At 39.7% G+C, this 15,065-nt stretch carries 10 protein-coding genes; 8 read left to right on the top strand and 2 right to left on the bottom strand.

Translation table 11 applies throughout. The annotated features are described in order from the left end of the window. Positions 1 to 115 precede the first annotated feature (115 nt). From FCN14_RS15090 to FCN14_RS15065, 6 genes are all read left to right on the top strand, one after another. Positions 116 to 3,586: a SusC/RagA family TonB-linked outer membrane protein gene (locus FCN14_RS15090; protein WP_138432138.1), complete on the top strand. Its 3,471-nt coding sequence runs from the start codon at positions 116 to 118 to the stop codon at positions 3,584 to 3,586. Positions 3,587 to 3,603: 17 nt separating this feature from the next. After that, positions 3,604 to 5,091: a SusD/RagB family nutrient-binding outer membrane lipoprotein gene (locus FCN14_RS15085; protein WP_171032962.1), complete on the top strand. Its 1,488-nt coding sequence runs from the start codon at positions 3,604 to 3,606 to the stop codon at positions 5,089 to 5,091. Between the two features lie 20 nt (positions 5,092 to 5,111). Beyond that, positions 5,112 to 5,594 (top strand): hypothetical protein, encoded by a 483-nt coding sequence (locus FCN14_RS15080; RefSeq protein ID WP_138432136.1) that lies wholly within the window; start codon positions 5,112 to 5,114, stop codon positions 5,592 to 5,594. Between the two features lie 103 nt (positions 5,595 to 5,697). Next, positions 5,698 to 6,603: a serine hydrolase gene (locus FCN14_RS15075; protein ID WP_138432135.1), complete on the top strand. Its 906-nt coding sequence runs from the start codon at positions 5,698 to 5,700 to the stop codon at positions 6,601 to 6,603. A gap of 22 nt (positions 6,604 to 6,625) precedes the next feature. Further along, positions 6,626 to 7,615 (top strand): NAD(P)H-dependent amine dehydrogenase family protein, encoded by a 990-nt coding sequence (locus FCN14_RS15070; protein WP_138432134.1) that lies wholly within the window; start codon positions 6,626 to 6,628, stop codon positions 7,613 to 7,615. 176 nt (positions 7,616 to 7,791) lie between these two features. Continuing rightward, positions 7,792 to 9,171 carry a D-alanyl-D-alanine carboxypeptidase/D-alanyl-D-alanine-endopeptidase gene (locus FCN14_RS15065; protein ID WP_138432133.1) on the top strand — a complete coding sequence of 460 codons (1,380 nt, stop codon included), beginning with the start codon at positions 7,792 to 7,794 and terminating at the stop codon, positions 9,169 to 9,171. A 19-nt stretch (positions 9,172 to 9,190) separates the two neighbouring features. On the opposite strand, the gene FCN14_RS15060 is transcribed toward FCN14_RS15065, so the two are convergent. Beyond that, positions 9,191 to 10,237, bottom strand: coding sequence for a S1 family peptidase (locus tag FCN14_RS15060; RefSeq protein ID WP_138432132.1), 1,047 nt, complete (start codon positions 10,235 to 10,237; stop codon positions 9,191 to 9,193). Between the two features lie 148 nt (positions 10,238 to 10,385). After that, positions 10,386 to 12,194, bottom strand: coding sequence for a cation:proton antiporter (locus FCN14_RS15055; RefSeq protein ID WP_138432131.1), 1,809 nt, complete (start codon positions 12,192 to 12,194; stop codon positions 10,386 to 10,388). 233 nt (positions 12,195 to 12,427) lie between these two features. On the opposite strand from FCN14_RS15055, the gene FCN14_RS15050 reads away from it, so the two are divergent. Continuing rightward, a complete protein-coding gene (locus FCN14_RS15050) occupies positions 12,428 to 12,676 on the top strand; it encodes a hypothetical protein (protein WP_138432130.1) in 249 nt (82 codons plus the stop codon). A 108-nt stretch (positions 12,677 to 12,784) separates the two neighbouring features. Further along, positions 12,785 to 14,908, top strand: a complete 2,124-nt coding sequence (locus FCN14_RS15045; RefSeq protein ID WP_138432129.1) for an amino acid permease — start codon at positions 12,785 to 12,787, stop codon at positions 14,906 to 14,908. Positions 14,909 to 15,065: the final 157 nt, after the last annotated feature.

Here is a 15,065-nt window from a genome sequence, read left to right as displayed (position 1 = left end):
CAGTGAGTGATAAGCAAAAACAGAAAACGAAGACTAAAAGGGATACGATCTAATACATAAAAATAACTAGAGGTTTACTTCTACAAATGAACAATTTTAATTGGAGGTTAGTCATATGAATAAATTGTTATCAACTTTGATTAAACGGGTTGTTATCTTGGGGGTTTTCGGGATGGTAATCTTGCCCATAACCCAAGGCTGTTATAATGTGGCAAATGCACAATATTTGACATCCGTTTCGCAAGATGCAATGGCAGAATCATTTTATTCTGTTGATGAGTATTCAAGCCAGGTACCGGAGTTGCAAAAAGTAATTTCTGTTAACCAGCAAGATATCTCTCGCAAAAGAGTACTGGAAATGGTGGTTTCGAAGGCTGGTTTAGGTTTAGCCTATAACGCCGAGCTGCAATCACTTAATAAACCAATCACCTTAAAGTATGATTATATAACTGCCTCAGATGCTATAGAGCAGATTCTGGAGGCGACCGAGTATGAAGCCGTCATTTCTAAAACACGGGAGATTGTTTTACGAAAACGGATCGATCTCACGAAGACCTCTGTGGTTTTCCAACAAGAGATTACCGGGACCGTTACTGATGCTGAAACCGGTGAAACTATGGCTGGTGTAAATGTTTTTGTCAAAAATACTACTGTTGGTACTTCTACGAATGAACAGGGGCAGTATTCGCTTAATGTACCAGAAGAAGCTGATACGCTGGTATTCTCTTTTATCGGTTATCGTAGAACAAGTGTGCCAATTAATAATCGAACGACCATAGATGTCGAAATGGCCCCCGAAGCGCAAAAGTTTGATGAAGTAGTAGTAACTTCATTTGGCATTGAGCAAGAAAAAAAATCACTGGGATATTCGGTACAGGAGATAACAGGTGATGAGATTGCAGAAAGTGGAGAATCTAATTTAGTAGGAGCACTGCAGGGAAAGCTTGCTGGCGTCAATATTCAAAATACTAGTGGAGCAGCCGGAGCAGGTATGGATATTACAATTCGGGGTATTTCTTCACTTAGTCCTAGTGGAGATAATCAACCCTTGTTTGTTATTGATGGAGTACCGGTAAGTAATGAGACTAGCTATGGAAATGTGCTTCCCAGCGAAGGTACTAATTCGCCCGGTAGTGCTGAACAGTTTTCATTTTCAAATCGTGGTGCTGATATAAATCCCGACGATATTAAGAATATTTCGATTCTTAAGGGGCCGGCTGCTACAGCATTGTATGGGCAGAGGGCAGCTAACGGGGTCGTAGAAATTACAACTAAAAAAGGAGAGGCCGGTAATACTCAGGTTACGCTAAACTCTAAGGTTGGTTTTAGCGAAGTTAATAAGGTGCCAGAGATTCAGGATGATTACCAGCATGGTTATTATGGCGCTTTACCTTATCGTGAATTCGGCTTCGAGTTTTGGCAGTATGGGCCTCCTACAACAGAGTCTTCCAAAGTGTATAATAACTTTGAACGCTTTTTCCGTCGATCAATGAATATCAGTAATTCATTAAGTATTTCAGGAGGAAATGAAAATACGACTTATTTTTCTTCGATTTCTAATGTGAATGAAGAAGGTATAGTCCCCAATACAGAATGGAGTCGAACTACGTTTAAATTATCCGGCTCGCATAAAGTCTCTGAGGACTTTGATATTTCGGGGTCGGTAAATTACTCGAATTCTGGAGGAGTGAGACCAACGGGAGGAGATAAATCAATTATGAGTTCCTTGTCTTATTGGACTCCTTCTAATGATGTAAATGATTATGAGTTCCCGGATGGGGACCAGAAAAATTATTCCGGATTTAGAAGTAATCCTAATTCCGGTTTTATTGATAACCCAAGATATTTTGCGGAACATAGTACACTTGAGGATGATGTTAACCGCATAATCGGAAATGTAGGTTTGAGCTATGATTTTACTGATTGGCTCTCCCTGGATTACAAATTTGGTGCTGATTATTACAATGATGCCAGAGAGCGCTTTGTTCCTCCTAATCTGGATGTCGGTACCCAGGTTAATGGATTCTTAGTAAAAGAGCAGATTAATTATCGACAGTTAAATTCAAATCTGTATCTCCGAGCAAATCGTGATTTCAGTGAGAAGTTAAGTGGATCATTAGTGTTAGGTAATCAAGTTACGGATGTAAAGTCGGAGCGCTTGAATACTAGAGGCGAAGGGTTAAATATCAGTGACTTTCGCTCGCTTGCAAATACTACAAATATCTTCACTAATGAGTCTGCTTTATTGCGCCGATTAGTTGGAGTATTTGCTGATGCAAAGCTCGAGTATGATGGTACTTACTTTTTGACTCTTACCGGACGTAACGACTGGTCTTCGACTTTACCTGAAGATAATAGGTCATTCTTCTATCCCTCAGCTAGTTTGGGATATGTATTTACCGAAGATCTGGGGTTAGCCAACAGTGATTGGTTCCCTTTTGGAAAGGTTCGCTTTTCTTGGGCAAAAGTTGGGAAAGATGCTCCTGCTTATAGTGTGGGGCAGTATTTTGAAGGAGATTCAGATTTCCCCTTTGGTAGTGTAGGGGGCTTTAGTAAAGATACTCGGGCCGGAGACCCTAATCTAAAACCGGAGATTACTACTTCTTTTGAGGTAGGAACAGATCTACGCTTTCTCAACAACCGATTGCGTTTTGATATTACTTACTTTAATCAAACCAGTAAGAACCAGATTGTTGCATTTCCTGTTAGTAATCCCTCGGGCTTGTCGCGGTATACAACTAATGCCGGAGAAATTGAGAGCGAGGGACTGGAACTGCTCGTAAATGGTACTCCCATACAGAATAATGACTTTAGTTGGGATCTTGCAGTTAACTGGTCTTCGGTAGCAAGTGAAGTAACCGAAATGCCGGAAGGTTTAGATGTTATTGAATTTGCTAATAGCGGTTTTGCCGGTGTTGTCAACCGTATCCAGGAAGGAGGCGAAATGGGAGACTTATATGGATACAAGTTTGAATATACTGCTGATGGAGAGTTGCTGATTGCCGATGATGGTTTGCCAACTGTTAAAACTGATACATTAGTAAAAGTAGGAAATGCCCTTCCTGATTGGCAAGGTGGGATTACCAATACCTTTAATTATAAAAATATATCCTTGTCATTCTTACTAGAAGTTAGGATGGGTGCTGATGCATATGATTCAGGGCAGCGTAATAGTATCAGAAATGGTATTCTGGAGATAACGAAATGGAGAAATGATGAAGTCATTTTCCAGGGAGTAACCTCTGATGGATCACCCAATACTACACCTGTAAGGTTAAACCAGGGGGTGTATCGCAGTTCAACCCGTTTTAATAGGGCATCAGAAATATTAGTACAGGATGCTTCCTGGATTCGTCTGCGGAATGTGCGGCTATCATACGACTTGCCTGCTAAAATTATTCAGAAAATTCCGCTAAAGTCAGCTTCATTTAGTATTACTGGCAGAAACCTGTTTCTAAATACTCCTTTCAGGGGCTTTGATCCAGAAGGACAACAGTACGCAGCAGGTTCAAACACTTATGGATTTACCGGCTTGAATATACCGCCGACGCGTAGCTTGTCATTCAGTATGAATCTTAAGTTTTAAATTAAGTGGAAATGTCCATGAAACAATTACAGAAATATATTACGACTTTAGTATGTATCCTAGTAGTTTTTACATTTGGCGCTTGTGAGAATTACTTAGGAGGAGATACCAACGAAGATCCCAATAGGGTTTTCAAAGATGAGATAGGACTAAATGCATTACTTCCGCCGGTGTTGGTTTCTACGAGTAAGGCGCATTACGATATTGCATTTACGTTCTCTCAATATGCTCAACATATTTCATTTGTGGGCGAAACTGACTCTCATGAAGAATCTCAAATAGCCGGTGCATGGGTAGAAATCTATCTATCGAGTTTGAATAACCTTGATGAGATGGAACAAAAGGCGAAAGAGGCCGATGCTGCCCACTATCTTGGTATTGTTAAAGTTATGCAAGCTTATAACCTGAGTCTTGCTACTACTACGTGGGAAAATATACCCTGGAATGATGCTTTTAAAGAGGGAGAGTTTTCGCCAAGCTATGATAACCAACAAGAGATATATAACACTATAAATCAGCTCATCAATGAAGGTATAACAGAATTAGAAAAAGCACCTTCCGAATTTAATGAGCCGGGTAGTGATGATCTCATATATGGGGGAGATATCGCTAAATGGAAAAAAACAGCCTATGCTTTAAAAGCTCGTATTGCTATCCACCTTACCGCACAGGGAGCTGTGAATGCAGCTGATAATGCACTCTCAGCGTTAGGAGATGCATATACCAGCAATGCAGATGATTTCCAGGTAAACTACAATAATGAAAAGAACCTGAACCCTTGGCATACTAGTGCTTACTTGGCAGCTCAGACAGGTAATCCTGCTCCAGTACATTCCGATCAGCTTATTGATATGATGAATGGAAAAACCTATCCTGAGGAGGACCCACGTTTGCCTATTATTGCTGGAAATGGAGGGGATGCAGAATATTATGGCAGTGAAAACGGCAATTTCGGTGTTAATGGAGATGCACCTGATAACAGTTCTAACACTGTATTTACGGACGAAACTTTTCATTCCCAGGCAGCGGCCCCAATTCTAATGATGACCTATGCGGAAATGAAGTTTATTGAAGCAGAGGCTGCTTTTCTAAAATTTAATAGTGGCAATGCATCAGCTACTGGTGCTTCACAGCAGGCTTATGATGCATATATGGCTGGGATTAGCGCAAATATGGATAAGCTCGGGGTATCAGCTACTGAGAAGAATGACTATATGAGTGCCGCCAGTGTTGATGTAGGCCCCGGTAATTTGACGATGGAGCTTATAATGAAAGAGAAATTTAAAGCCCTCTTCTTAAATCCGGAAGTCTACAACGATTATCGGCGCTATGATTTTGATCCGCAAATATTTAAAGATTTGGCGTTACCTGCAGACCACAATGACGACTTAAATGGGAATTGGATCCAACGTGCGGTGTATCCGAGTTCTGAGTTGAGCCGTAATCAAGCAGAAGTTAAAAAGGCCCAAAAGAGTATTAGCACGCCAATGTGGTTTTATAACTAACCCAAAAGATATTCAGAATTATGAAAAAGATAATTGTTATGAAAAATCTCATATTACTTCTAGTTACAGCTTTTCTGATGATATCATGTATGGAAGAGGATAATTGGCTGAAAGATAACATGGAGGAAACCGGCCGATCTTATCCCAATATTTCCGATTTTGAAATAGTAAACGAAAAAGATGAATACCAGGAGGGAGAAACAGTAGAGTTAGATCTCCTTTTCTGGTCGGAAGATCCTGTTAAGGAGATCGTACTGAAAGATTCTGTGGTGAACCAATCCTCTCAGCAAGTATACAGTAAGTGGGGATATGAGGAAGCCAGTTTTTCGGAAGCTAGTCAGACAGATTCTTTACGAATTGAATATACCATACCTACCGTACCCAATGATCCTTCAGATATTAATTTGGAAGTTCAAGTGGTTAATGAAAATGGTTTATCAATGAATAACATTGACACTGATAACTTTGCCGCTGGTCCTATTAATATTAGAGTTATAAAATAGAGAAACTCTTAAATAGTAAAGATACCAGAGCTCTTCATTTGAAGGGTTCTGGTATTTTATTAAGGGCTTAGTTTAATATGAATTAGAATTGGCTGAGGACAATATGATAAGACGATATTTACTTGTTTTATACATTTTTATTTTTGTTATCTCTTTGCCGGCCTGCACTTCAAAATCTTTTGAAAATACTGATACACTTAAAAGTAGTATTAAGAAACAGCTGCAAGAGGTTAAAGGTGACTTTGCCATAGCTTTTAAAAACCTTTCTGATACCACTCAGGTACTATATATCAATGAACGCGAAAAATTTCATGCGGCCAGTACTATGAAAACGCCCGTGATGATCGAGCTTTTTAAACAGGCAGAGATTGGGAGGTTTTCACTGGGTGATTCTATTCTCGTGAAAAATGAGTTTCGAAGTATCGTAGATAGCAGTCGTTATAAAATGGATATAAGTGAAGATAGTGAGGGAGAGCTTTATGATTTGATTGGCAGTAAACGAACTATACGACAGTTAATTACTGACATGATTACGATGAGTAGCAATTTGGCAACTAATATCCTTATAGAGAAGGTTGGAGCCCATAACGTGACCCAGACAATGCGAAGTTATGGGGCAGACAGCATTAAAGTGTTACGAGGGGTGGAAGATATTAAAGCATACGAGCGGGGGCTCAGTAATAGGACTACTGCTATTGATGAAGCAATTATTTATGAGCAGCTAGGTAGGGGAAAGGCGGTGAATAAAGAAGCTTCCAATGAGATGATAGAAATTCTCAAGAAACAACATTTTAATAAGATGATTCCGGCACAACTGCCCAATGAGGTAGAGGTAGCACATAAAACAGGGTGGATTACGGGAGTAAATCATGATGTGGGCCTTATTACCTTATCCAATGGAGAGAAGTATGTTTTGGTATTGCTATCCAAAAATGCTCCCAACCGCGAGGAAGTGTTGACGACTTTTGCCAATATTTCGGCTAATATTTATGAATTTGTTACTAATTAACTACCGAAGATGAATCCTGGTTATGATTAATATTGTACAAATGGGGTTAGGGCCTATAGGACAACAGCTAACTCGTTACCTTAATGAGCGTGAAGGTATTTCAATAGTGGGAGGGGTAGATCTGGATCCCCAAAAAATTGGAAACGATATAGGAATACATGCCGGATTAGATCGGTTTGGAACAGAGATTGTTGCTAATGTAGAGTCAGTGCAGAACATTAAGGAAGCTGACGTTGCAGTTATAACAACTCTTTCTGACCTCAAAAAAATTGAACAGCAAATTATGGCCACGGCTGATTGTGGTCTGGATATCATATCAACTTGTGAAGAGCTATCCCATCCCTGGAAAACACAACCCTCAACTGCCACCAGGATAGATGATTATTGCTGCGGTAAGGGAGTTAGCTGCTTAGGAACAGGGGTGAACCCCGGTTTTCTAATGGATTATCTGCCTAGTGTATTGACATCGGTCTGCCGGAATGTAGAGCAAATTAGGGTTGAGCGTATACAGAATGCTGAGCCTCGCCGATTGCCCTTTCGGGATAAGATTGGGGTGGGGCTTTCAAAACAAAAGTTTAACGAAAACCGCGATGGTATTCGACATGTCGGCTTAGAAGAGTCAGTTTGTATGATTGCTGATGCGATGAAATGGAACCTGAATGAGGTGACTGAGACATTAGAGCCGGTAATAGCGACTAAAGACCTGAAAAATGGGCGAATCGACGTTAATAAAGGAGAGGTGGTGGGGGTTGAGCAAATTAGCCGGGGATATATGAATAATAATGAGGTTATTACGCTTGTTTTTAAAGCAGCCATAGGTGTCACTGACTCTCATGATACGATTACAATTTCCGGCACACCCTCTTTTACTTCAACCATAGATGGAGGTATTAACGGGGATATTGCAACTTCTGCTATTACGGTTAATACAATTCGTTCTGTATTAGAGGCCTCTCCGGGACTTAAAACAATGTTGGATATACGGGGGCCGGCCTATTTTAGCCATACCTAAGCTGCAAGGGAGTTTCATTCCTGTTATTAGTTAAAAGGAAATGCAAGAACTACCTCAACTAGAAGATCAAAGATTTGCAAAGCATATTCTTAGAAATATATTATAAACGAGATGGGGTTGAATTTATCTGCTTAGGATTGTCGACTGAATTAATTTAAAACTAATATCATTTCTTAATGACTAAATTTCGTTCATTTCTGTTGCTTTTAGCTGTTGGAGCATTAATCTTAGCCGCGGGATGCCAAACGACTGACTCGGTAGTTGATAATCAACCGAATGAATCGATTTCTCCTTTATCAGTGACCTTTGATACCTCCAAGGTGTTTTCATCAAATCTTACAGGCTTTGCTTTATATGATCCAGCGAATGATTCTTTAATCTATGGTCATAATGAGGATCGTTACTTTACACCAGCATCGAATACAAAGCTGTTTACTTTCTATGCAGGATTAAAGCTATTACCCGATTCTATTCGCGCGCTGGAATATACAGTGCGGGGTGACTCACTTATTTTTTGGGGCACAGGGGATCCATCATTTTTGCATTCTAAAATGGGAAATGGGAAAGTGTATAAATTCCTAAAAAACAGAGAAGAGAAGCTGTACTATTCGGATGCAAATTTTGCCAGCAAACGGTTTGGACCCGGGTGGGCTTGGGACGATTCCAATTATTATTATCAAACTGAAAAGTCGCCACTCCCGATGTATGGTAATACAGTTTCTTTTAAGATAGAAGAAATAAAACAACGGCAAATAGTAACTACGGATAGTGGATTGGCAGTTTTTCCTCCTATATTTCGCTCCTATATCAACGAAGTAAAGCGTGAACATGATGCCCCCATTCTTTTCCGTGATTTTTCTAATAATAACTTTGCGTATAAACCGGAGGCCGATACCAATAGGTATACCATTGACAAACCCTATCACTATACTCCTCAGCTGATTACCGATATGTTAGCTGATACATTAGGTAAAACGGTAACCTATTTGCCCAATATGGAGAAGCCTGATTCAACTAGTATTATTTACAGTATTAAAGCCGATACCGCTTATAAGCGAATGCTACAGCCTAGCGATAATTTTATTGCGGAACAGCTTTTACTGGTGGCTGCGGCCGAATTGGGGATCCCTTTGGAATCGCGGGCAGTTATCAAAAAGATGAAAGAAGAATACTTGAATGTATTGCCACACGAACCACAATGGGTTGATGGGTCTGGCCTCTCCCGCTACAATATGTTTACCCCTCGATCTATGATTCGTCTGTTGTGGAAAATTGATGATGAGTTTACTAAAAATGAGCAGCTTTTTCACCTGTTACCGGCAGGGGGAGAAAGGGGAACTATTAAAGATTCGTATATACCCCCACAGCAAGATTCGCCATATGTGTTTGCTAAGACAGGGACTCTTAGTAATAACCATTGCCTAAGTGGTTACCTTATTACCGAGAGTGGAAAGAAGTTTATTTTTAGCTTTATGAATAATCATTATGTAACATCCACATCTGTGGTCGAGGAAGAGATGAATAAGGTACTACGATATATATACAATCATTTCTAAGAAGGGAAACCTGGTTTTACTAATCTCTCACAGAATACCGGAAGCCGTTTGCAGTAATACTTTGTTGATGGGAATTGATAAATTCTTTGATAGTATCAATTGGGATAGCTTGAGTAACACCATATGATATCCTGGTTTTCTTTTGTACAAAAGGTTGGTCTAAATAGGGTTTGGAAAGTTTGCTATAGTCCTTTTCAAATGTGCGTGGGACCAGTATACTTTCTTCCGAAGCTGTTGCAGAACGGGCCATCCCAACCCATTCAAAATTGCGAAAGTTATTCTTACTGGCTATTACCAATCCACCACTTATACCAGGGTTAAATAGAGCATCAGTAAGGAAAAAGTGTTTGTTTTTATAAGCATCAGTACTTGCTAATCCCCTTGTTAGCATGGGGTATCCTCTGGGAAAACCAAAAATATATAGAAATGAGCCCATTTTTACATCATCAGAGTTCCCGGCTTTAAATTGAATAGGATTGTATGATAGTCTATCCTTTTTGCGGGTATCAGCAGCGATTAGAGCAAGGTCATAACTTTCATCAGAGGCAATGATATCGAAATCATAGATCCTGCTTTTTGTAAAGAGCAAATCATTTTGTTTGCGCTTAATACTTATAGATTTTATAAATGTGTTATCTGGAATATTATCCCCTTCAAAATAAGTGATAACTGTATCAGGCGATGTGACTACATGTTTACAGGTAATGATTAGAGAGCTATTGTAAGTATTGTCTAGGATAATACCCGTACCGGCAGAACTCTGTTCTGTAGAGTAATAGCCTGCAGCTATATCTTGTGGGTTGTTTGTTTTTATATCATTTAATGTAAGATATGCTTTGTCAAAGGTATAAGAATTGTAAAAGCTTGTAGATATAATTCTTAGTACAGCACTACGTGCATCTTCTATCTGTTTTGATACATCATGAGTAGGAAAGCTAGTGGTATAATGTTTAGTCGCAGTACTATCTTGACCAGTTGAAGAGGAAAATAGTGTGGTTGTACCACTACATCCAAATTGAATGGCTATTACCAGTGTTATCAATATACCTATTACAAACCTAAACATGACTAGTATGTTTAGCTAAAATTGAGCTATTACCTATTGCAATATATAAGAATTTAGGATACCTCAAATCCCAGTTTTGATAAATCTTATTCTACATTTGGGATAAGGTCATGTCTAGATTTTTGTTCCGGCTATTAATACTTAATTATTAAGTCTCACTCTCTACTTGTTCATTCACATTTGGAATATAAAACAATTTACTTCCTACCGTCAGGCTTGGGGGGTTATCTACCGTGAAGGGACGTATTTCATTATTATTTGTGATCTGGAAGAGCGGAATCTTCTTGTTCTCCAGCGTATTTTTTTCACTTGGTAGATTTTCTTTGGTAATCTTTTCAACCAACAGGTCGTCTTCCTCTGTTACTATTTTTGATATTTTCTCGAAATTGAGTTTTGGATGAAACAGGATACGACCGCTTAGATGACTACTTACTTCTTTACCTTCATCTTTTTTGGTGTTGGGGGGGAGTTGGAATACATGTGAGCGACCGAATATCTCACCAAAGCGTAGAGCAGCAAGAGAGTTTACCTCATCGTTAGGTGTCAGAGAAAGCATCCGGCCAACACCGTCTAAGTTGATGTCATCTATGGCATACTCTGATAGTATATTCCCGTGATAGGTTTCTAGGCCTTTCTTTTTTGCAACTGCAATGTTTTTCCAGTTTGCATCTGCAACAAGTACTTTGAACCCTTCATTTTGGATGGCTTCAGCTATTTTAAGCGCCCAGTCGTGGGCTCCAAGAATAAGTACTCCATTGGGAACGGGCTTGGCAACGCCAAGTTTACGAGCTACCCACGAGGCAGGAAGACCGTAAATGGTAACTGTACTTATGATCACAAGAAATACAATAGGCATGAGTTGATCTGCCTGAGCAAATCCATTATTTGCGAGTTGGATGGCAAAAATAGAGGAAATTGAGGCAGCAACTACTCCTCTCGGGGCCATCCAGCAGAGAAAAAGTTTTTCTCTCCATTTGAGATCAGAAAACATGGTAGATACATAAACACCAACAGGACGTGCAATAAATATTAGAATAACGAGAAATACTAGTAAATCCCAGTTGAGATTATTTATAAGACTTTGGAGCTCTACTCGTGCAGCCAATAAAATAAATAGGGCAGAGAGTAATAAAACCCGAAGATTTTCCTTAAACTCGGTGATATGATGTATATGTGCTGATTTTTGATTAGCCAGTGCTATTCCCATTAAGGTGGTTGCCCATAAGCCCGATTCGTGCTGCAGCATGTTGGAGATTGTGAAAACAGTAACCACAACCATAAGGCTAATAGGATTCTGCAGAAAGTCGGGCAGCAGATGTCTTTTCAATAGGAAGTAGATCAAAGCAGCGCCGGCGAGGCCCACAATAGTGCCGAAAAAGATCGTTTTGACAATACTCATTACCGCAAGACTGGTAGCAGCAGAGAAACTTGTACTAAGGATAACTTCAAAAACAAGGACGGCCAACATTGCACCTATCGGGTCAATAACGATACCTTCCCACTTCAGTATTGATCCCACTTGCCCCGACGGACGTACCTGCCTGAGAAGTGGAATAATAACCGTTGGACCGGTAACTACCAGGATAGCTCCCAGAAGAATAGACAGCCCCCAATCGAACGGGAACAAGTAGAAGGCCGAAATACCTGTAATGGCCCAGGTAACCAGAACTCCAATGCTTACGAGATTACCGATTACTCCTCCGATATTCTTTAATTCAGAGAATCGCAGACTTAATCCCCCTTCAAAAAGAATAATAGCAACAGCTACAGAAATAAAAGGGGTTAGCAGGTCGCCCATTAGAAGGTCAGGGTCGAGTAGTCCAAAGACAGGACCGGCGGCAATACCGGAAATTAATAGCAGTAAGATAGCTGGCAGCTTAAATCGCCATGCTATCCATTGGGCCCCAATTCCAAAAATAAGAATACTTGTAATGCCTATTAGTAAGTGTTCACCCATAGAATAATGTTGAAATTACAATATGTTATAAATATCATTTATTCTTTTCAGAGAGTGAAAATCAATAATTGTCTTATGATTAACAAAATTTTTTGGTAGATTATATATGCGATTACAAACCAGCGACTTATAGAGGAAACTAGGATTCTAATAGTTATTTGCGACTTATATATTCTAGCATAAATAGTGAATAATAAAATGGCTTTATTTCTTAGTTTCCAAATGGAGCCAATATGAAAGACCTGAGTTATATGGACAGTCAATTTAAAAGTAGGTTCATTTCAGAGTTTATCTGGCTTATCGGAATTGTAATTATTTCCGGCGCGGTTGAATATTTGATAATTGCTTTTTTTGATCTGCATCCTGTGCTAAGCGTGAAGGTTCAAGGCTTTATAGGGTTGGTTGTTATTGCTTATGTTATTCGTATGATTACTCGGATGGGAGATGAAGGCCTTATTACCTTTGAGGATGAAGATGAGTAAGAGCCGGATGACAAAAACAAATATCCATATTCTAATTAATTAAATCTTATAAGGCTGTTTCGCCACTCTAAACAGTTCGATTTAACTTAAACCCTGAAATTTTTCTTAATGCTTAAGGATTCAAATAAATTAAAAAAGCAACTTGGAGCCTTTGATGTCTTTGCAATTGCTACAGGAGCTATGTTTAGTTCTGGGCTCTTCCTTTTACCCGGGATTGCGGCAAGTGAAACAGGCCCATCCGTATTTTTAGCTTATCTAGTTTCGGGAGTGTTAATTATTCCAACTATGCTCAGTAAGGCTGAGCTTGGGACAGCTTTTCCCCGGGCTGGAGGTACCTATTATATCATAGATAGAACATTGGGCCCCCTGATGGGTAGTATTGGTGGATTTGGGTCTTGGCTCTCTCTCGTTTTTAAAAGCGCTTTTGCCCTCATTGGGATGGGAGCTTATATATCTCTGTTTTTTGATGTACCTATTACACCGGTTGCAATAACTTTGACTCTGGCTTTTGGAGCACTGAATATTTTTGGAGCAAAAGAAACCAGCAGATTGCAAAATATATTGGTTATCACCCTATTATCGGTAATGGCGTTTTATTTGGTGCAGGGGTTTGCACACCTGTTTTCTATGGATATTTTGGATGTTCATCGGGAACAGTTTACTCCTTTCTTTAAGGGGGGCGCGCAAGGGTTTTTTGCTACCGTGGGGATGGTTTTTGTCTCTTATGCGGGTCTTACGAAAGTTGTAAGTGTAGCTGAGGAGGTTGAAGATCCTGATCGAGATATACCCCGCGGAATGTTTTTCTCTATTACCACTGCTATTGTGGTGTATGTAGCGGGTGTATATTTAATGACGTCCGTACTTGATCCGAATGAGTTTATTAACGACCTAACTCCTGTGGCTACCGCAGGTGATGTTTTTATGCATTGGCTGCCGGGTGATACAGGTTTGATTTTGGTGGTTATTGCAGCAATTGCAGCCTTTGCTTCTACTGGAAACGCTGGTATCATGTCGGCCTCCAGATTCCCATTGGCAATGGCTCGAGATAAGCTTGTGCATTCCAAATTCGCAGAAATAGGCAAGTTCGACACGCCTGTTACGTCCATTTTGGTCACTACAGCGATGATGATATTTCTGCTTCTCGTTTTTAATGTCAAAGAGGTAGCCAAGCTGGCAAGTGCATTTAAACTCTTATTATTTGGTCTGCTTAACTTTGCTATAATTGTGATGCGCGAAAGCAAAATTGAGGAGTATGACCCTGGCTTTAAATCGCCTTTTTATCCGTGGTTACAAATGATAGGAATGCTGACTTCCGGGTTGCTAATTATGGAAATGGGTATTCTGTCCATCCTGTTTACAACAGGTATAATTATCTTATCAATTGCTTGGTACTACTACTATGCCTATGGTAAAATTGAGCGACAAGGGGCAATTTATCACGTTACTGAGCGCTTGGCTGAGTATAAAGATACTGGGCTTGAACGTGAAATGCGCCATATTATGCAAGAAAAGGGACTTCGAGATGAGGACCCTTATGAATTTGTGGTAAGTCGGGCAGCTGTATGTGATGTGAAAGATCGCGATACCAATTACCAGGATATTGTAGATAGAGCCTGTTCCATTTTGGCAGATAAAGCCGGGATTAGTGAAAAAAAGCTGCATGAAACGTTTGATTCCGTCAGTAATTTTGGAGCCATCCCTCTTGGCGAAGGAGCTGCCTTAAACCATACCCAACTAGAAGTTGATACTGATCCTGAACTGGTTATTGTACGGGTTAAAGACGGACTTACTGTTGACAATCAGAACTATGATTCTCTTGTCAAAGATAATGCCCAGGAAAGTAAGAAGTTGTATGCCATCTTCTTTTTAGTTAGCCCAAAGAAACGATCTACCCAACATCTTCGTTTTTTAGCTCATACTGCTGAAATTCTTGATAATGATGATTTCTTGGAGCGCTGGGTTAGTGCAAGAGATGAGGCCGAGCTACGAGAAGTATTACTCAGAAACGAACGTTTTGTTAATATCATTATCCGTTCCGGCACTAAAACCGAAGATATGATAGGCAAAGAAATAAAGGAAATTCAATTGCCGGGAGAAAGTTTGATAACGCTTATACGAAGAGACGGTGATATCAAAATACCTCATGGCAATACTGTTATTAGAGAAGGTGACCAGCTGTCTATAATTGGTGAGGCCGAAGATATAACAGAAATAACGGCCCTAAAAAAATAGGCAGAATGCATTTTTTGACTTATATCTGGCTTGTTTTAAAACAAGGAGTAAGGAAATCATAAAAGATGTTATATAGCCAAGATAAACTTTTAATTATAGGTCAGATTACAGACATTTAGCTATTGTAAATATAGGTTTAATATTTTAGGAATTTCAC

The organism is Fodinibius saliphilus (assembly GCF_005869845.1).
Classification (GTDB): Bacteria; Bacteroidota; Rhodothermia; order Balneolales; family Balneolaceae; genus Fodinibius; species Fodinibius saliphilus.
The sequence above is the reverse complement of the archived record's forward strand: the minus strand, read 5'-3'. Positions and strand labels throughout refer to the sequence as shown.